Consider the following 20,441-nt stretch of genomic DNA (forward strand, 5'->3'; position numbering starts at 1 on the left):
TGAGTGTACCGGCAGGCAGTGGCCAAATATTCTTTGTCGTACTTCAGGATGAAACTGAAACAATTACAGAAAAAGTCTTCTTAACGAACAATTAATAAGAAGATACGATATATTAAAAAAGCTTCTCTGAAACCAGAGAAGCTTTTTTTTGTAGTATGTTTATAGTCCAAAATTTCGGCCTATAAAATGTTATTTCTTTACTTAAAGTCACTAAGCTGCATGAACTGAACATGTTTTTTTAATCAACTTCTGATTATAAATTAATGACCAGGCTACCATCAAAGCCCCTAATACTGAAAGCACAGTGCTTACTGGTCCGTGAGCATGGACAATATGAACAGAAATAATTAATAAAAAGCCAGAAACCATCCATAATAATGGTTTACGATTCTTGTGCGTATTTATAAATGAATTAACATTTGCATAGGATGCAATAACAATGCTAAAGGATATCATAACAATTTCCACCCAGTGGTCAAAAAGCATTAAACCCGTTAAGGGAGCCATAACAAGAAGTAAAGGTGTTAACGCACAATGAACTGCGCAGGCCAAAGAAGCAAATACACCAATTTTATTCCAATTCACTATCTTCACTTTTTTTACAAAGTTACTAAAATTAATTTTTATGTGCAACGACGTTGCATATCTGAAATAAAAATTAATCAAAAGTTTTAATAGCTTTGTTTGAACGCTTTTTTAAAATAAAACCAATGAATCATTTAATTCCTTTAATAGCAAGATTATCAATTTCAGTGATATTTTTTGTGTCCGCAATTGACAAAATAATGAATTTTAGTGATAAAATTGAATACATGAAAAAAGTGGGTCAAATGTCCGGTCCATTAGAAATACTATTATTTTTTGCTATTATTTTTCTACTTGTAGGTTCACTGTCACTAATATTAGGGTACAAAATTAAAATGGGCGCAGCATTACTTATTATTTTCTTAATTCCCACTACTTTTATATTTCACTTTGACCCTGGAACAGCACAGGATATTCAACTTATGAAAAATCTGGCTATGACAGGTGGCTTATTAATGTTAATCGCTTTTGGAGGTGGCAAATGGTCAGTTGATAAATAAGTTGAAATCCATTTTAACTTAACAAACCAAAATAGATTCCTGAGCAAAAGAAATGCCTAACTTTGCACCCTCAAATTTCTATCAAGAATGGAGCTATTTTTCTTAATTTTTACTGCCTTGTTTTCAGTTGTAAACCCTTTAGGGGCAATGCCGGTTTTTCTGGCACTTACAGCTAATGATGCCCCCGAATGGAGAAAATCTCAGGCAAAAAAAGCATCCCTTTACGTTATCCTTATACTTATCGTATTTTTTTTAGTCGGTACATACATTTTAAATTTTTTTGGAATTAGTATTGAAGGGCTGCGAATTGCCGGTGGAATTATTATTGCCAAATCGGGACTGGATTTATTAGGTACCAGTGGGCAATATGAGAGAGGAAGGGCTATCAGTAAGAAAGTAAAAAGAGAAGCCATGCTTAAAAATGATATATCATTCTCTCCTCTGGCAATTCCAATGCTTGCCGGGCCGGGTTCCATATCATTGCTAATTTCATTTGCTTTGGAAATTGACATTGTAACTGACTATTTAATAATAATTTCAGCCATTATTGCTGTAGGTTTAATAACCTTTATCGTTTTGATTGTATCTCCAAGACTTATGGAGAAAATAGGTGAATCCGGATCATCAGCTATTACCAGAATGATAGGATTTATAGTGCTGGCTATTGGTATACAGTTCATTGCCAATGGAGTAATTCCAATGTTAAGAAGCATCTGAACCCTACTCAAATTTAGTTAACAGTATCAACTATTAAAATTTTAAACTAATTTTACACCAAGCTTGTTGTTAACTCGTTACTAATACAAATATGGATAAAAAAAGCAGTCTTCAAAGCAAAAACATCACACCTTTAGGTATCAATTTAATGCTATTAGCAAAAAAGTATGTGGGTATAATTGTTTCAAAACTATCTCATCTTGACATTGAGAGACATTTTTACATTTTAGTAGTTATTGATGCATCAACTAAACCTATAACTCAAAAAGATTTAGCTGATTTATTCAGTATAGATAAAGCGGCAGTCGTAGGTATAGTAGACTATTTATCTGATGCCGGATACATAGAAAGAAACGTAAACCCAAAGGATAGAAGGCAACATATAATTACTTTGACAAAAAAAGCCGAAAAAGCACTTCCTGACATTTACAATGTATATCGGGAGGTAAACAGTTTAGCATTTAATGGGATGAAAAAAAGCGAAATTGATACTTTTTATAAAGCATTGGAAAATATTTGCAGTAATTTTTCTACTGTAGAAACAGACAACTTTTATTTAGATTTTAAAAAATTGAAATCACTAAAAAACATTCAGAAACAAAAACCTAAACAGACAAAAACAAAATGAATAATAAAACCATAAAATGGATAGCACTGGGCGTTTTCTTGCTTTTGATCTTTGGTGGGCTAATCTATCAGACTATGTCCGGAAGTGCAGAAAATGTAGTTGAAGAACCTCCGGGCAGACCTGCTCAACAATCTATGGCTGTAAATATGTTTGTTACTGATTATAGTGAATTAGAGAATTTTATTGATGTAAGTGGGACAACTCTGCCGGATGAATCTGTAGTCTTATCCGCTGAAATTAGTGGATTATTAACCTCTATTTATGTTCGTGAAGGAAGCAGAGTAGAAAAAGGACAGTTAATTGCAAAAGTTAATGATGCTGAACTACAAGCTGAATTAGCCAGGGCAAATACCAACTTGCGCTTATCTGAAACGAATTTAGAAAGACAAAAAAGATTGCTGGCACGAGAAGGCATCAGCCAACAGGAATTTGATAATGCTGAAGCTCAATATCAGGTAAATTTATCAGAAGTAAATTTAATTAAAGCCAGAATTGAAAAAACTGAAGTACGGGCTCCCTTTTCCGGAATAACCGGACTAAGAAAAGTAAGTCCGGGGCAATATGTAACTCCCGGTATGGAAATCATTTCTTTAATTAAACCGGATCCTATCAAAATAGATTTTCCGGTACCCCAAATATTTGCAAACCAAATTAAAGAGGGCACTAAATTTAGATTTCAAACCTCAGGAAGTGCCGAATTTCACGAAGGAACTATTTATGCAACTGAGTCTGTGATTCAGGCTAACAGCAGAGCTTTAATGGTACGGGGGCGATTTAATAATGAAGATATGCTTATCACACCGGGCTCATTTATAAATGCAAAGGTCTTAATGGAGCAGTCTGATAGTGCCATTTTAATCCCTACAGTTGCTGTGGTACCTATTTTGAACGGGCAACAAGTTTATTTGTTTAAAAACGGAAAAGTTAAGCCGCAGGAAGTAGAAACGGGAACCAGAATGGCAAATAAAATACAGATTACCGGCGGTATAAGTGCAGGTGACACAGTAATTACAAGCGGATTACTACAAATACGACCGGAGATGGAAGTTAGAGCAGCAGAAATTTCATCAACATCAAACTGAAGAAAATTATCAAATGAGTTTATCAAAAATTAGTATTAACAGGCCCGTTTTAGCTTCAGTAATGTCAATTGTAATTGTATTAATGGGAGTTATAGGATATACCTATTTAGGTGTAAGGGAATATCCGGCCGTTGACCCTCCCAGAATTACTGTCACTACTAATTATATTGGTGCAAATGCTGATGTTATAGAATCTCAGATAACAGAACCTTTAGAAGAGTCAATCAGTGGAATCGCAGGTATTGAGTCTTTAAATTCAGTAAATAATGAGGGCAGAAGTACCATAACTGTAGAGTTTGATTTAAGTATTGATCTCGAGGCCGCAGCCAATGATGTACGTGACAGAGTATCGAGGGCGGTCAGGAATCTACCTCCGGATGCGGAACCACCTATAGTTGCAAAAGCTGATGCAGATGCCTCCCCCATTGTTTTCTTAAACATTCAAAGTGCTGAAAGGGATTATTTGGAACTAACTGCAATTGCGGAAAACAACTTCAAAGAAAGAGTTCAAACGATTCCGGGAGTTAGTGAGGTGAGAATTTGGGGTTCCAAAACATACTCTATGAGACTATGGCTTGACCCCGGACTCATGGCTGCTTATGGAGTAACTCCAATTGATGTCAGAAATGCCGTGAATCAGGAAAATGTAGAATTACCTTCCGGAAGAATTGAGGGAACTCACATGGAGTTAACCGTCAGAACGATGGGGCGGTTAAACACACCTGAAGAATATAATGACCTGATTATTTTAGATGATGGTATAAATCTGGTAAGACTCAGAGATGTTGGACATGCCGAATACGGGCCGGAAAATGAAAGAACTGTTTTAAAAAGAGATGGTGTGGCAATGGTCGGAATTGTTTTAATTCCCCAACCCGGATCCAACCATGTGGAGATAGTTGATGAATTTTATGAAAGGCTCAAAATTATTGAGCGGGACTTACCTGAAGATATAAAAACAGATTTGGGTTTTGACAATACGGTCTATATAAGAGCTTCAATTGGCGAAGTACAACAATCAGTATTTCTGGCATTTGGCTTAGTAATTTTAGTGATTTTCTTTTTTCTTAGAGATTGGCGAACCAGTATTATTCCAATTATAACTATCCCAATTGCTCTTATCGGGTCTTTTTTCATAATGTATATAGCCGGTTTTTCCATTAATATTTTAACCATGCTGGCGGTCGTGTTAGCTATTGGTTTGGTTGTGGATGATGCCATTGTTGTCTTAGAAAATATTTATACAAAAATTGAAAAAGGTATTGCACCAAAAGAAGCAGCAATACAGGGTGTAGGCGAAATATTTTTTGCCGTTGTTACAACCACTATTGCATTAGCAGCCATTTTCCTTCCCGTTATATTTTTGGAAGGCATTACCGGTCGTCTATTCAGGGAATTTGGAATCACACTCGCCGGTGCCGTCATTATTTCATCTTTTGTTGCTCTTACACTGGCACCTATGCTTTGCAGCAAGATTTTAAAGAAAAAAGATAAACCGAGTTGGTTTTATCAAAAAACAGAAAGACATTTTGAAGCACTTACAAATTTATATGCCCGGGTTTTAGATTTTATACTAAAATTCAGATCTATAGCTTTAATGGTTATCGTTTTATCCGGTTTTGCAATGTATTTCTTCTATTCCAATTTACAACAGGAACTCGCTCCGTTAGAAGACAGAAGTGATGTAAGAGCTTTTTTTACAGGCCCTGAAGGAGCTACCTTTGAATATATGGATCATTTTATGGATAAAGTCATTTTGGAAATGAGAGACTCTATTCCTGAAATGGAAGCAGTAATTTCCGTTACTAGTCCCGGATTTGGTGCTTCAACTGCCGTAAATTCAGGCTTTATGAGGTTAATTTTAAAAGACCCGTCAGAGCGTGAGAGGTCTCAAAATGAAGTCTTTTTTGATGTTTCTAATCGATTAAGGCAATTTTCTGAAGCCAGAGGGTTTGCCTCTCAGCCTCAAACAATTGGAGGTGGATTTCAGAGTTTTCCGGTACAATATGTTTTACTGGCTCCAAATTTTGAACGCCTGACTGAAGTGTTACCCGAATTTTTGGAACAAGCTAATCAGGAAGAAGCTCTACAATTTGCGGATGCAAACCTTAAGTTTAATAAACCCGAAATTCAGATAGAAATTAACAGATCCCTTGCACGTAGCTTAGGCATTAGCATAAGAGATATATCTGAAACTCTGCAATCGGCATTCAGTGGACAGCGTTTTGGATTTTTCCTTAAAGATGGTAAGCAATATCAGGTAATTGGTCAGTTACCCAGAATCAATAGAAATGAACCTACTGACATATCAAGCTTATATATTAGAAGTGGGGCCGGTGAATTAGTGCAGCTATCAAGTTTGATTACACTTAAAGAAACCAGCGCCCCTCCTCAAAGATTCAGATATAACAGATTCGTATCTGCAACTATACAGGCCGGACTTAAAGAAGGATATACTATTGCAGACGGGATTGCTGCCATGGATGCTGTAGCAGCAAGAGTTCTCGATGATTCGTTTTCTACTGACCTAACCGGGCCATCAAAAGATTATGCAGATAGCTCTGCAAGTTTAATTTTTGCATTTGTGTTAGCTCTTATTTTTGTTTTCCTTTTGCTTTCTGCTCAATTTGAAAGCTTCAAAGACCCTTTAATCGTAATGTTCACAGTGCCGCTTGCAATAGCAGGAGCTTTATTTTCACTTTGGTATTTTGGACAAACATTAAATATTTTCAGTCAAATTGGAATCATAATGCTCATAGGATTAGTTTCTAAAAACGGCATTTTAATTGTTGAATTTGCAAACCAAAGAAAGCAAGCCGGATTAGAATTTACTGAGGCCATCAGAGATGCTTCAATTGCAAGATTCAGGCCTATTTTAATGACCAGCATATCAACAATTCTGGGGATTTTACCCATTGCCCTGTCCTTAGGTGCCGGTTCAGAAAGTCGACAATCTATGGGTATTGGTATTATCGGAGGATTAATGTTTTCAACAATCTTAACCTTATTCGTTATACCGGCAATGTATACTTTTATCTCTACCAAATACTCAACAAAAAGCATAGATACACCTGAAAATAAACAATTGGAAACGGTCTGATCTATTCACTTTTTTAAAAAATCCTTTATGAAGCAGTATAAAATATCATGGTACTTCCATGGGCAGGTCGCATTACAAACAGCTGAACACTATGAAAAACATCTTTATCAATTTGCAAAACGTAATAACATTATTATTAATGAAAGTAAAATTGAAACTTTAAATGAATTTTCCGTAGAACTATTTATTTTATGTAATGAACCCGGGCATCAAGCTTTTATTAATTCACTAAAACCGGCAAAGTTTACAGAGACGAAAAGTTAACAGTAGTTAAAAAAGAAAATCTATATTTTTTCCTTAAATTATACTTTGTCTCTTTTTTTTAGTAAATTTAATATGCCAACACTCAAATATTACTGCCTATGAAAAATCGTATACTCAAAAATATCCTAATTATAGAAGACAATCCCGGCGATTCATTTTATACCAAACACATACTCAAAGAAGCTGAAATAGGTGAATTTTTCACGATCATAGAAGATGGTGAAGAAGCATGGGAATACTTAGAAAATTGTTCCAAAGGTTTAAGTAATAAAAAACCTGATTTAATTATTTTAGATATTCACCTGCCAAAAATAAGCGGCCTGGATTTACTAAAAGACCTAAGGCAGTTACCGGCTCTTTCAGATACTCCAATAATTATACTTACTGTTTCTAAAGAAACGAAAGACTTTATATCCTCTATGGTTAATGGGGCAGAATACTATACCGTTAAGCCGATTTCAAAAAATGAGATTCTGAAAATCACGAATAGCATCTATAGCCTCAATAATAAAAGCCTGAAGTAATCCGGTATTTTAATTCTACTTTTTTATAAAAAAAAGCTTTAAAATAAAAACTTTTTTCTGCCCCCTTCGTATAATTCTGCATTATACTCCATCAGCATTTTTTCTATTGATGATTGTATTTATGTAAAAGTATTAGTGCTTTTCATTTTGAATACAACATCAATAATGCTAATTAAGTGTTCAGATGGTTTAAAACACTAAAAATCAAACATGGCAATTAAGCGGATACTTTATATTGAGCAAGACGAATTTGATAGTATGATTTTTGAAAAGTTTATTAAAAAATTCTTTCCGGAGATTGATTACTATTTAACGGATAGCATAGCCGATGGAGCTGTTGCCTTTGCAGAAAACAAATTTGACCTGGTCTTGTGTAATTATTTATCTGAAGATGGAAGTGTTTTCGACTTGTTTAAAATTATTAAAAATAAAGTCCCCGTAGTGATAGTAGCAGGAGTAGAAGATAAAAACTATTTATCTCTTACCTTAACACAAATGCAATATGACTATTTAATTAAACCTTACGATATTGATGCATTTAGAAATATGATTCTAAAGAATTCCGGAAATTCAAATCAAAAGGGCAAGTTGTACCCAATCAACTAATAGCATCTAAGGAAATTAAATTTTCAATTTGTTGTTGTAATTCACTTGCTTTCCTGCTATCTGCTAACTTAATAGTTTCACTTTTATCTGTAATTACAGTCATCACTCCCCTGAATGCATTTGTCACCATTAATGAATCTATAAGCATCAAGTCTTTTGATGTCAATGATTTAAATGAAACTTCTATACCCAGCTCCTTTTGATTATTCAATATAAAATTGCGCAATACACCATCTATACATCCGGCTGATATATCCGGAGTATACCATTTTCCTTTCAGTGAAAAAAACAAATTTCCTTTTTGTGATTCTACCCATTCTTCAGAACTGTTTTTAATCAAAACCAATTCATTTTGAGATTTTGCATATGCCCCTGCCTGTAAAAAGCGGTAATAATTTGATGACTTAAAAGCTGAATATTTATCCGGATAAATGACACACTGATTGTAAAAAGCAACTGAATCATATTCGAAATATGATTTGAAATAATTATCCGGTAACACTTTTACTTCAGAAAAAAAATTGTAGTTTTTTCCAAACTCAGCTTTTTCAATAGGGAAAAATTGCACTCTCAGCCTTGCATTATTAACTCCCTGATTCTGAAGAATTTTTAGTATTTGAGCTAAATGTAATTCAAAATCTGAAACACTAAAGTTTTCAAACGAAAATACATCTATTGCTTTTTTAATTCTCAGCAAATGAAATTTGAGAAGTGGTGCAAGTCCATTTTGAATACGTATTGTTTCAAAGAATGAACCACCATAGTAAAAGGAATATAAAAGCTTAGAAGCAGGTAAACTGAATTTATCAATCTTTTCTCCATTAAAAAAGAAAAAAGCTGAGTGATTATCAGTCATATTAATCTATTTTCACTTCTTGTATATCACCTTCAACTATTAATTTCCCGGCTGTTTTTGCGATTATCTCTTCAACGGAAACCCCCGGTGCGCGTTCAATAAGTTTAAAACCTTTTTCAGTAACGTCAATAACCGCTAAATCTGTTACTATTCTGCGTATGCAACGCAAACCGGTTATCGGGAGCGTACACTCACTTAACAGTTTAGACTCCCCTGCTCTGTTGGTATGCATCATAGCAACCACAATATTAGAGGTAGCGGCAACTAAATCCATAGCTCCACCCATTCCTTTTACCATCTTACCGGGTATTTTCCAGTTTGCGATATCTCCTTTCTCAGAAACTTCCATTGCACCAAGTACTGTCAAATCAACATGATTACCGCGAATCATGGCAAAACTATCGGATGAATCAAAAAAACTACTTCCTTTTAGAGTTGTCACCGTTTGCTTTCCGGCATTTATCAAATCAGCATCAACATCCTTTTCGTAAGGAAAGGGGCCCATTCCCAGCAATCCATTTTCAGAATGTAAAACTATATTTATATCCTCCGGGACATAGTTCGCTACTAAAGTGGGGATTCCAATACCTAAATTGACATAAAAGCCATCTTTCAGTTCCTTTGCAATTCTCTTTGCTATACCGTGTTTATCTAAAGCCATAATTGTTATTAATTTTGACGAACAGTTTTTTGTTCAATTCTTTTCTCGTAATTCTTTCCCTGAAATATTTTTTGAACAAAAATACCGGGTGTATGAATTTCATTTGGATCTAATTCACCGGGTTCAACCAACTCTTCAACTTCTGCAATAGTCACTTTTCCGGCCATAGCCATCATAGGGTTAAAGTTTCTGGCAGTAGCTTTGTAAATTAAATTACCGGCTTTATCTCCCTTCCATGCTTTTACAATTGCAAAGTCTGCTTTTAGAGCTGATTCCAACACATACATTTTACCATCGTACTCACGAGTTTCTTTACCCTCTGCAACTTCAGTCCCATAACCTGTTGGAGTAAAAAAAGCCGGAATTCCGGCTCCTCCGGCTCTGATTCTTTCAGCTAAAGAACCCTGAGGAATCAATTCTACGTCAAGCTCCCCGGATAACATTTGTCGCTCAAACTCTGCATTTTCTCCTACATAAGAGGCCATCATTTTTTTTATCTGTCTGGTTTGCAGTAATAATCCCAATCCAAAATCATCTACTCCGGCATTATTTGATATACATGTCAGATTTTTTGCTCCGGACTCAACCAATGCTCTAATTGAGTTCTCAGGAATACCACATAGCCCAAAACCGCCAAACATTATTACTGCACCGTCTTTAATCTCTTTAATCGCTTCAGTTGCTCCGCTAACCGTTCTATCTATATACATCTTTTTTTTTGCTAATTTAGTGAATATTAAGGATAAATAAAACGCTCAACTCAATTTTGACGACTAAATCTTAAACTACAATTTAATTTAGAGCCAAATAAGGTCATTTATTTATTTTGAAAATTAAAACCAATACCTCTAAATTTTTGTTTAATGATTTAAAGCATATAAAAAATGAAACTATCAGAAGAAGAATGGAAAAAGAAATTAGATCCTGAAGTATACAGAATCACCAGACAGAAAGGAACAGAGAGAGCCTTTACCGGAAAGTACTACTCACACCATGAAGCCGGAACTTATCATTGTAATTGTTGCAACGCTTTATTGTTCAGTTCCGGTCAAAAATATGATTCAGGAAGTGGCTGGCCCAGTTTCTATGATATTGCAAAAGAAGAAAATATCGAACTAAAATTAGATAAATCAATGGGTATGCTAAGGGTTGAAATTTTATGTGCAAAATGCAATGCACATTTAGGTCATGTTTTTGATGACGGACCAAATCCTACCGGGAAAAGATATTGTGTAAATTCATTATCTTTAGATTTCAAGACAAAAGAATAGCTTGAAATAATTATCTAACACATACCCTAATGGAATGGTCAGCCACTATAAAAAGCTTTAAAGCCTATTTAAAGCTCGAAAAATCAGTATCTAACAATACTATAGAAGCCTATTTACGGGACATTCACAAGTTACATTCGTATTTATCTGCCAAGCCCGACTCTAAACTTCCAAAGGATGTTAAAACAGAAGATTTAGAGCAATTTTTAGCCTTTCTGTTTGATATGGGATTAAGCTCTCATTCTCAGGCAAGAATTCTCAGTGGTATTAAAAGTTTTTTCAATTTTCTTATCATTGAAGAAATTATTAAGGTAAACCCTACTCAACTACTAGAAGGACCAAAACTGCAAAGAAAAATTCCTGAGGTATTGAGTTTGGAAGAAATTAATGCGCTGATAGATCAAATTGACCATAGTACACCTGAAGGAACGAGAAACCGGGCTATCATAGAAATCTTATATGGTTGCGGATTGCGGGTAAGTGAGTTAGTTGACTTAAAAATAAATCAGTTATTCTTTGATGTAGATTTTATTCGTGTGATTGGTAAAGGAAACAAAGAAAGACTGATTCCCGTAGGAAAAGATGCTGTTAAATATGTGAATATATATCTGACGAACTACAGAAACCAAATGAAAATAGATAAAGAATCAGAAGAGTTTTTGTTTTTAAATCGCAGAGGTAAAAAACTCACGAGAATTATGATTTTTACAATCTTAAAAACCTTGGCAACAAAAGCCGGTATTAAGAAAAAAGTAAGTCCGCATATACTCAGACATTCATTTGCTACACATCTGATAGACGGAGGAGCAGATTTGCGTGCTATACAAGAAATGCTTGGTCATACTTCTATAACTACTACTGAGATTTACACCCATGTTGATAAAGACTACTTAAGAGAAACCTTATTAACTTTTCATCCTCTGTATAAAGAAGCAAATTAATTCGACCTTTTTATATAATACTCTCTTTGTAGGTCAATATATTCATAATTTATCAGTAATTTATCTTCATCAATCTCTATAAGAGCCGGCCTTTGGGCATCCTCAAAGCTTATAAATAAACGATCCGGATAAATATCAGAATAATGTATATCATAGGTAATCGTTTTACTCTCACCATTGATTACTCTTAAAACAGTAAAGTTTTCAAAAAACCTTAAGGAAATGGTATTCCCTTCCATTTCAGGGGTAATCGTTTGCGGATTCCTGCCGCAACAAACTGTATACTCCCAATCCCAGGTGCCTATAAGTTTTTCCTGCATTTTACTGATTTCATCTTTCATTTCTACTTTTTCTTCATTATTCTGTGTAATGTCATCTGTTTGAGCTGTATTTTTAGTTTTACAGGACGAAAACATAAAGCAAACAAGGATAATCATATGGAGTTTAAATAAGTTCACAAGCATATAGTTTTATACAAAAATAACTTTTTCGGTTAAAAATAAAAGAGTCTCACTCAAAATGAGTGAGACTCTTTTAAAACTATGAGATTAAATTTATCGTAATAAATGGAAACTTTCATTAATTACTTTAGTCTCTCCGGTAACCAGTTCGACCACAGCATAGAACACATATGTTCCTGTAGGTTGCATTTGGCCTTTAAAGGTACCATCCCAACCGTTTGCCGGATCATCATGTACTACCTGTCCCCATCTGTTAAATACTCTAAATTCACGGATTGTAGCAGGTCCTGTAACGATAACTTCAAATACAGAGTTTACACCTCCTCTTTCCGGAGCAAATGCATTTGGTACATAAATAATCTCTTCATCAAAGATGTCGACAAAGATACTATCTACCCCTGAACAACCACTTGTATCTGTAATCATTACAACAAATGTAGTTGGATCGGTAACCGTAGCATTAGGATTCTGAGCTGTAGCATCATCTAACATTTCAGCAGGTGTCCAGCTGTATGTATAAGGCTCTGTTCCACCAAATCCTTCAGAGGAAAGATTAGAAACATCTCCTTCAACTACTATTTCCGGATTAGCAAATGCTGATGCAGTTACGAGAATTTCATCAACTAAGAAAGTTTTATTAATAAATCCACACTCAGGATGTTCTACTGTTAAAGTATAACTGCCCGGCTCAGAAATGGTTATTACCTGAGACGTATCACCGGTAGTCCACTGATAGCTCAAAAAGCCCGGTTCTGCTTCTACTTCTACACTTTCTCCGGCACAAAGGCTAAATCTGTTCGGGAAAAGTGGATTTACGGATTCAATATAAATACTATCAGAGTTCGGACATCCGTCTGCATCTGTAATTGTTACTGAATAAGTACCCGTTTGAAGTGCAGGAATTGTCTGTTGTGTTGAACCGGTACTCCATTCATAAGATGAATATTGACTACCCGGATCCAAAACTATTACTGAACTTACACAAGTTAATGAATCAGGACCTAATGAAACCGGTGGCTGATAAAGCTCGACCGTTACCGTTTCAGCATTAACACATCCGTCTTCATTTGAAATCTGGACGGTGTAAGTTGTTGTTGTATCCGGTGTTGCTGTCGGATTTGGACAGTCGGTACAACTTAAGCCTGCCTGAGGAGACCAATCATAAGAGACACCTCCGCCGGCTAGTAATTGAGCTGAATTTCCTTTACAAACAACCGTATCATTAGAAATATTTGTTTCAAAATCAATTGGTTCTATCACTAATTGATCGGTAAGCACACAACCATTAGGGAAAGTAACGGTAACATCAAATTGAGTAGTTGAACCACCAGGAATGGCTATTGGATTAGCAATATTTGGATCATTTACTTGATTTGACGGCTCCCATTCATAAGTCAATTCTGGTATCACAGCATCACAATAGTTAAATCTGGTATTAGGTCTTTGATTACTTTCTCCTGCACCAAATGTAGCTGAAGGATTACCGTCTGAACATGTCTGTGCATCTGTATCTGAACGATACCACAACACAGAAGTATATGGAGTTACTTCATTAAAAGTAGGGCTGTTATTAGTAAATGTTAGACCTAAATTACTAAAGCAAACCTCAACAACCAAATTTGTTACTCCATCCCAATCGTAAGGGATATCCAATACATAGGTATTCCAGCCGGGAGTAATATTAACCGATTTAGGTGTGAATACTGTTTCCAAACCGGTTTCCCAATTTGTCTGACTTAACTGAGTTGACTCAGTACATGCCATTCGAATTCTAAAATCGTTGTATGTAGTAGTACCGGCAATTTGACTAATATTAAAGGCTATACTATTTATAGTACCGGCAGAATCTATACCTGCAGCATTTAAGTCAGCTGCTCTGAAAAGTAATTGATGCCTTGCAGACCTATACCAGTTTCCGTAAATATTCGGGTAACCGGTAGTTGTATTCGTCTGAGTACCGCTACCTACTTGTTCTATTCTTGGTGTAGTTATACAAGGTGAATTATTTGCTCCACACTCATAGAAAGAAGGTGTTTCAGGAAATACAGTAAACACTTCTATTTGTACAGAATCATCACAAGTCACTACATCCGGACTGGTGAAAATATAGAATGAACTATCAACGGCTAAGTCTATCTGAGCAATACCCTGACACTCTCCGTCATCCACAGTTAAGAAATAAGTCACATCCTGATCTACCATTACCGATGGGTTTGGTGATGTTGGGTCACTTACATTCGTAGTAGGAGACCAGCTGTAGGTAAATGATGCTGTTTGAGCAGGACACCAGGTGAAGCGGATGTTAGGTAACCAAGTGTATGTAAAAGTTGGCGTTAACCCACATCCCAACTGATTGTTTGCATAATTTCTTACAACTGAAGTGTACCCACTTCCTGCGGTACCATTTAACACATCAATACCACCTAAAGAAGATTGATTTTGATAGCATATTTCAATAACTAAATTTGAAACACCATCCCAATCATAAGGAGTTTGGAAATTAAAGTTATTCCATCCCTGAGTTGTAATATATCCGGATTGGAAAAAGACCTGCGTTAAATCACCCTCCCAATTTGAGGAATTCAATTCTGAAGACTCTGTACATCCAATGCTTAGAGTTAAATTTTCAAAAGCACCGTTTGTATTTTTAGTACCTATATCTAAGGCAATTCTAGAGATAGTTCCGGGGCCTATACCCTGGGCCAGGAGGTCAGAAGCCCTAAACAATATTTGAGCTTTACCACTTGTAGATGTCCCTTGAAAAGGAGTACCAAACTGAGTAGTTGTACTACTTCCATACTGTATAACCTGAGGTGGATTGTTTGGTCCGCAATTTTCTAATGCTTCCCCACAAACTACAGGAAATATTTCTGAAGTAAGTTGTATACTATCTCCCGGACATACATTATTGCGGTCAGAACTTAACTCTACTAAGGGAGCTACACCGCTTACCACAACCTGAACACTGTCTAAAACTGTGCAGCCGGTATCTGAAGTAACCTCAACATAATAAGTTGTGGTACTCATCGGACTGGCATTTGGTTCTGCTACTACAGTAGAATTTAAACCTTCTTCCGGGAACCAGTTATAGGTATAAGGTCCAAAATTCGGATCGGCATCCACACTTAAAGTTGTTAAACCAAATCGACATATAGTATCTGAGGAACTTACATTATATACAAAGTCAGGAACTACAAAAACAGTTACTGTATCTGAATTAACACAGGTTGCACTTAAATTACTGGTCACTATATAGGTTGTAGTTTCAGTTGGCGATGCTAAAGGATTACTAATCGTATCGTTTGACAAACCTGTGCTTGGTGTCCAGACAAATTCTGAACCTCCTGAAGCATTCAGCTGAACCGGCCCACCGGAAGGACAGTAAAATAAATCAGGTCCGGCAGTAGTCCTCGGTAATACAAAAATTAATACTGCATAACTTTGAGAACTAAAAATAGGACATGCATCATCTTCTATATTTATGGTAAGTATATTAACCCCCATATCATTAGCAGTAGGTGTCCATGAAAATTGAATTAAAGCTTCGTTACCATTAAGAATGATATTCACATTTGCATCCGGTATGGATTGTGCAGCATTGGTTGTAATGGTAAGTATATCATTTGTATCCGGATCTGTTACTGAAATTTCAAAATACAGAGAATCTCCCGGACACAATTCTACTCTATCCACATCTGTTTGAATTCCTCCGAAAACATTTTCTAAACCACTGACGACCGGTTGTTGATTAGTACAGTTAATTACATAAATCTGTAAATCTCGTAAAACAGAACCAATCAGTTCTCCATCTCTAAATTCTTCTACCAATACAGTTATAACAACTACCTGAGGTATATCCGGAGTAAATGTCATCTGACCGGTTAGTGGATTAAAAGTAAAACCGGTTGTTGTTGATACCGGGTTAGCAACATTAAAAGGCGCATTGTATGCAATTGGAGAACCCGGGCCATCTAAAGGGTTGATCATGGTAAACGCCAAACTGTCGCCATCCGGATCAACAGGACCGTGATTATAAGTAAAACTTTCTCCTATACATATATAAGGTGTGGGAATAGTTGTAAAATAAACAGAGTTATTACACAGTCCGTCTACGTTATTAATAGTTGATTGTAAGTATAAGTCATTACTGGCTCCGGTAGGTATGATTAAGTTAGTCGTAGCAACATTTCTGCAGCATAAGCTGTAACTTATAACCCAATCAGGACACTCCTGAGGTAAAGTCACTGTCCCTTGCCAAATAAACAACTCAATACCCGGTTGATTACCGTTATTACAAGCAGAGTTTGGAATTTCTGAAGGACAAAGTCCGGAAACTTCAGTACCACCCGGATTTTGCAAGCTCATTGGTATGGAAATATTACCCACACCACAAGATGCAGAACTTGCCTGCAAAGTTACTGAGGTAGGGGCATTAATACCATCACAATCATTGTAGTAATTCATTGTTATCAGGTATTCATTGTTTCCAAGACATTCATAAGTAATATCTCCTCCAACAGCGTGACTTGCTTTTACTTCATTTAATGGAATGAAGAATAACATTGATGTTACCAATGTTAATGTAATTAAGCGTAAACATTCTTTCAACATGATTATCGTTTTAAGGTTTAGTTCTTTGATATCAAAATGCAAATATAACTCTAAGTTAAGAAAATACTTAGTAATTAAATAAAAAGCTGATAGTTTTTCTGATAAAACTCAAGAAATCAATATACTGTGAACTTCTGTGTGATTTTTTTTTATTGGACATAACTTTAAAAATTATACTTTTTGATTGCAAGTACTTAATTTTTAATGCTTCTTAAGTTTGAAATTTAAAAATCCGGAATAGTTTTTTCCGCTGAAATATTTTAAATAAAAAAAGGTTATTTATCTTCGTCGAAAATAAAAATTATAATATTATGAAAAAATCTCTTTTTTTAATTGCCTGTCTTTTTATAATGGCTGCTTGCGGTAAAGATGACTGTGAAGATTTTGTATGTGCGAATAACGGAACTGTAATTACTGATAATGGAAACTGCTCTTGTGATTGTCCGGAAGGCTTTAGCGGAACGAATTGCGAAACTGATCTTTGTGCAGATGTCAGCTGTGAAAATGGTGGCAGCATTACCCTTAACGGAAACAATTGCAGCTGTGATTGTCCGGAAGAATTTACCGGAGAAAGTTGTGAAAATGACAGAAGAGATGAAATTGCCGGAGAGTACAGCGGACAGGAAAACTGCGTAGGTGGCGGTGGTTTTAATGTTGATTTTTCAATAACAAAATCCGCTAATTTATATCCTCAAACTAATATTGTCCTGAACGATATCATTTTTGACAATACTACTTTAAATGCAACTTATTTTGGTGATTCAATCATTATCCCGGAGCAACCGATTGGAGTAATTGCCGGAAATGTTTCCGGAGAAGGTGCTTTTAGTGGTTCCGGCAGCAACAAAACACTTACCCTAAGCTACATTTTAATAGCGGGCACAAATGTTCAAAGTTGTACCGGAAACTATACCAAAAAGTAATTTCTTTTGCCGGAAATGAATCTTTTTAAAACTATACACTATATTTACTGAATTATTAAGTATTTCTTTTAATAAAAATCAACCTATGAAAAATTATTTTTTAGTCCTCTTATCTTTTGCCTTTATTTTTGTTTCCTGTTCCAAAGACCCATGCGAAGATGTGGTTTGTGTGAATGGTGTTGAAAATGAAGTTGATTCTGACACCTGTATTTGTGAATGTGACTCAGGATTTGAAGGAAACCTTTGTGAAAATGAAATTCGTCAAAATTATTACGGAACCTATCAGGGACCTGAAAATTGCGGAGCAGGTGGAAGTTTTACCTACTCACTCACTGTAGCTGAAGGCGATACCGCTGATGTTGCCACTATCACTCTAAATGGTTTATTTGGTGATCCGGGTGTGAGTGTAACAGCCAATTTGACCGCGCAAAGTAACTATGTAAACATTCAAATACCGGAACAAACAGTAAGCGGACAATCCGGTAATTATACCTTTTCCGGCAATGGCAATTTCAACTTCGATGCTGAAGGGGAAGTGAGTAGTGTCAGCCTAAGTTATAATATTAGTGCCACAGGCGGAATTTCCTTTAATTGTACCGGAGAATTTGACAGACAGTAAACTTAAATTATGAACTCAATTATTTTAAAAAAGCTCAATAGAAGTTTGCTATTATTAGTACTTCCGATTTCTTTTATCATCTTCACAAGCTGTTCAAAAGACCCCTGCGAAGATGTGGTTTGTGAAAACGGAGGCATAGAAACAGAAGATGGAGACGATTGCATATGTGAATGTCCGGCAGGTTTCTATGGAGAACTATGTGAATCTTCATATCAGGATGATTTTGTTGGAACCTATAGCGGCAATGAATCTTGTGATAGCGGAGAGTTTCAGTACTCTTTGAGTATATCTGCAAGTAGTTCTGACCCATCGCTAATCAGATTTCATGATCTTTACCAACAAGGTTTTACCGTTGAAGGCATTATTGATGAAAACGGCGATGTAACAATTCCTGAACAAGCTTTAGGGATAGCAAGTATTAGTGGAAGTGCCGGCTTAAGCAATGGTACTTTGACAGTTACATATACCGTACAGGGAGACCAGTCTTCTGATTCTTGTAGCGGAAATTTTGAAAAAAATAATTAATTCTTAGAATATATAAAACATAACATTTTTTTTATTAGATTTGCAAAAAAATATAAACCTATGAAAACAAGAAAAATTTCAAGCGTAATCGTATTAGTAATTGCCTTTTTAGGCTTTTCAGTATTGACTACAGGCTGTAGTACAGATCCTTGCGAGGATGTAGTATGTTTAAACAATGGTGTTCCAACGGAAGATGGAGACGACTGTTTTTGTGCATGCCCATCCGGTTATGAAGGTGAAGATTGCGGAGTTGAGTGGACCACAAAATTCTTAGGAACTTACAGTGGAAACGATGACTGTGGATTCACTTATGAAAGCACCTTTACAAAAGATGATTTCAACAAGTTAAGAGTTAGTAATGCAGGAGGTTTTCAGGTATCTATAACTGCTGACCTTACTTCTTCTACTGCTTTCAACATTCCTAACCAAACGGATGCATCAGGAAGAGTATGGAGCGGTAACGGAACTATTTCCGCAAGCACTATTACTTTAAACTATGTAGTTACATTTAGTGATGGAACTTCTGACAGTTGTTCAGTTACTTACACTAAGTAATACTGATTAGAAACTTTTTTAAAAAAGCCGGTCTGCATGCAGACCGGCTTTTTTGTTTTAGTGCTGTGTAGAAAAACAAAACTGCTATGCCGGGTTTTCAGAAAATACAACTTTTGCCTATACCTAATTTATGGTTTGCTGTTCTAAATTCAACTTTACTTTTGGATTGAGCCTGGCCCTCATTACTATTTAAGGGTCTTTTCTTTTTTATTAACTTTATAGTTTATTGAATATGGTAAAAAGTGTCACATATGGAAAGCATCACTTTAAAACCGGTAATCCACAAAAACGAAAGAAGAGTACTTTGTGTTTTTAGGCATGATGAGTCTATACTACATATTTTAAAAAACACTTTTCCTGAAATTAAATGGAGTCAAACACATAAATCATGGCATGTAGAAGATCGTTCTGATTTGGTAAAAAAGCTATTTCAAAGTTTACAGGGCAAAATGTGGATAGATTATTCAGCTATGCGGGCAGTGAAAAAGAATAAACAATCCATCAAAAAAACAAAAGCAAGGCCTCCCCTTTCACCTTTAAGTTCTGAACACCTTAAGAAATTAGAGTCATTCAGGAATTACCTGCAATCTAAACGATACAGCCCAAGTACGGTTAAAACGTATACTGAGGCAATCTCAGTTTTTCTGCGTTTTTTCTCAAAAAAGAAAATATCTGATATTAATAATCAGGATATAGTAGAATTTAACAATCAATATATTTTAAAAAATAACTACTCATCGAGCTATCAAAACCAATTTGTGAATGGGTTAAAATTATTTTTAAAAGTGGTGGAAAATAAAGTGCTGAATCCGGATTTAATTCATCGACCTAAAAGAGAAAAGACCATTCCAAATGTATTGAGCAAAGAGGAGGTCAAACGTATATTAGAAGCACCGGTAAACATCAAACATCAGACAATGCTGAGTTTAATTTATGCCTGTGGCTTAAGAAGAAGTGAATTACTGAATCTAAAACTGACAGATGTAGATTCAAACAGAAAACTATTAATTAT

General features: G+C 35.5%; 21 protein-coding genes. 15 read left to right on the forward strand and 6 right to left on the reverse strand.

Annotated features, from left to right (window positions below; translation table 11 throughout):
* Positions 1-210 precede the first annotated feature (210 nt).
* Positions 211-666: a MerC domain-containing protein gene (locus tag EA412_12390; GenBank protein ID TVR76962.1), complete on the reverse strand. Its 456-nt coding sequence runs from the start codon at positions 664-666 to the stop codon at positions 211-213.
* A gap of 44 nt (positions 667-710) precedes the next feature.
* Between EA412_12390 and EA412_12395 the strand changes: the two genes are divergently transcribed.
* The 8 genes from EA412_12395 (at position 711) to EA412_12430 (ending at position 8,006) form a co-directional block, all read left to right on the forward strand.
* Positions 711-1,085, forward strand: a complete 375-nt coding sequence (locus EA412_12395) for a DoxX family protein (GenBank protein TVR76963.1) — start codon at positions 711-713, stop codon at positions 1,083-1,085.
* 87 nt (positions 1,086-1,172) lie between these two features.
* A complete protein-coding gene (locus EA412_12400; protein ID TVR76964.1) occupies positions 1,173-1,802 on the forward strand; it encodes a MarC family NAAT transporter in 630 nt (209 codons plus the stop codon).
* Between the two features lie 91 nt (positions 1,803-1,893).
* The gene (locus EA412_12405; protein TVR76965.1) at positions 1,894-2,430 is read left to right on the forward strand and encodes a MarR family transcriptional regulator; all 537 of its coding nucleotides are present in this window, start codon (positions 1,894-1,896) and stop codon (positions 2,428-2,430) included.
* A complete protein-coding gene (locus EA412_12410; protein TVR76966.1) occupies positions 2,427-3,512 on the forward strand; it encodes an efflux RND transporter periplasmic adaptor subunit in 1,086 nt (361 codons plus the stop codon). The genes EA412_12405 and EA412_12410 overlap by 4 nt, the downstream gene beginning before the upstream one ends.
* A gap of 13 nt (positions 3,513-3,525) precedes the next feature.
* A complete protein-coding gene (locus EA412_12415; GenBank protein ID TVR76967.1) occupies positions 3,526-6,612 on the forward strand; it encodes an efflux RND transporter permease subunit in 3,087 nt (1,028 codons plus the stop codon).
* Positions 6,613-6,639: 27 nt separating this feature from the next.
* Complete coding sequence (locus EA412_12420; protein ID TVR76968.1) at positions 6,640-6,876, forward strand: hypothetical protein; 237 nt, start codon at positions 6,640-6,642, stop codon at positions 6,874-6,876.
* A gap of 98 nt (positions 6,877-6,974) precedes the next feature.
* A complete protein-coding gene (locus EA412_12425; protein TVR76969.1) occupies positions 6,975-7,400 on the forward strand; it encodes a response regulator in 426 nt (141 codons plus the stop codon).
* 210 nt (positions 7,401-7,610) lie between these two features.
* Positions 7,611-8,006 (forward strand): hypothetical protein, encoded by a 396-nt coding sequence (locus tag EA412_12430; GenBank protein ID TVR76970.1) that lies wholly within the window; start codon positions 7,611-7,613, stop codon positions 8,004-8,006.
* On the opposite strand, the gene EA412_12435 is transcribed toward EA412_12430, so the two are convergent.
* Genes EA412_12435 through EA412_12445 form a run of 3 tightly spaced genes read right to left on the reverse strand, consistent with a single transcriptional unit; the run spans position 7,999 to position 10,233 of the window.
* Positions 7,999-8,862 (reverse strand): hypothetical protein, encoded by an 864-nt coding sequence (locus EA412_12435; GenBank protein TVR76971.1) that lies wholly within the window; start codon positions 8,860-8,862, stop codon positions 7,999-8,001. The two genes, EA412_12430 and EA412_12435, sit on opposite strands and share 8 nt — an antisense overlap.
* 1 nt (position 8,863) lies before the next feature.
* Entirely contained in the window at positions 8,864-9,523 is a 660-nt protein-coding gene (locus tag EA412_12440; GenBank protein TVR76972.1) for a 3-oxoacid CoA-transferase subunit B, read from the reverse strand.
* 8 nt (positions 9,524-9,531) lie between these two features.
* Positions 9,532-10,233: a CoA transferase subunit A gene (locus tag EA412_12445; protein TVR76973.1), complete on the reverse strand. Its 702-nt coding sequence runs from the start codon at positions 10,231-10,233 to the stop codon at positions 9,532-9,534.
* A gap of 174 nt (positions 10,234-10,407) precedes the next feature.
* On the opposite strand from EA412_12445, the gene msrB reads away from it, so the two are divergent.
* Both msrB and xerD read left to right on the forward strand, forming a co-directional pair.
* Positions 10,408-10,794 (forward strand): peptide-methionine (R)-S-oxide reductase, encoded by a 387-nt coding sequence (msrB, locus tag EA412_12450; GenBank protein TVR76974.1) that lies wholly within the window; start codon positions 10,408-10,410, stop codon positions 10,792-10,794.
* A gap of 29 nt (positions 10,795-10,823) precedes the next feature.
* Positions 10,824-11,735, forward strand: a complete 912-nt coding sequence (gene xerD / locus EA412_12455) for a site-specific tyrosine recombinase XerD (GenBank protein TVR76975.1) — start codon at positions 10,824-10,826, stop codon at positions 11,733-11,735.
* On the opposite strand, the gene EA412_12460 is transcribed toward xerD, so the two are convergent.
* On the reverse strand, positions 11,732-12,151 hold the full coding sequence (locus EA412_12460; GenBank protein TVR76976.1) for a hypothetical protein: 420 nt from the start codon (positions 12,149-12,151) through the stop codon (positions 11,732-11,734). The genes xerD and EA412_12460 overlap by 4 nt on opposite strands.
* A 138-nt stretch (positions 12,152-12,289) precedes the next feature.
* Complete coding sequence (locus EA412_12465; protein ID TVR76977.1) at positions 12,290-16,807, reverse strand: gliding motility-associated C-terminal domain-containing protein; 4,518 nt, start codon at positions 16,805-16,807, stop codon at positions 12,290-12,292.
* Positions 16,808-17,157: 350 nt separating this feature from the next.
* On the opposite strand from EA412_12465, the gene EA412_12470 reads away from it, so the two are divergent.
* The 5 genes from EA412_12470 to EA412_12490 form a co-directional block, all read left to right on the forward strand.
* On the forward strand, positions 17,158-17,730 hold the full coding sequence (locus tag EA412_12470; GenBank protein TVR76978.1) for a hypothetical protein: 573 nt from the start codon (positions 17,158-17,160) through the stop codon (positions 17,728-17,730).
* Between the two features lie 85 nt (positions 17,731-17,815).
* Positions 17,816-18,349 (forward strand): hypothetical protein, encoded by a 534-nt coding sequence (locus EA412_12475; GenBank protein ID TVR76979.1) that lies wholly within the window; start codon positions 17,816-17,818, stop codon positions 18,347-18,349.
* 9 nt (positions 18,350-18,358) lie between these two features.
* A complete protein-coding gene (locus EA412_12480; GenBank protein ID TVR76980.1) occupies positions 18,359-18,874 on the forward strand; it encodes a hypothetical protein in 516 nt (171 codons plus the stop codon).
* A 60-nt stretch (positions 18,875-18,934) separates the two neighbouring features.
* On the forward strand, positions 18,935-19,429 hold the full coding sequence (locus EA412_12485; GenBank protein TVR76981.1) for a hypothetical protein: 495 nt from the start codon (positions 18,935-18,937) through the stop codon (positions 19,427-19,429).
* 251 nt (positions 19,430-19,680) lie between these two features.
* Positions 19,681-20,441 (forward strand): hypothetical protein (locus tag EA412_12490; protein TVR76982.1); only part of this gene is annotated, 761 nt, incomplete at its 3' end.

This window comes from Chitinophagaceae bacterium (assembly GCA_007695095.1).
Classification (GTDB): Bacteria; Bacteroidota; Bacteroidia; order Chitinophagales; family REEL01; genus REEL01.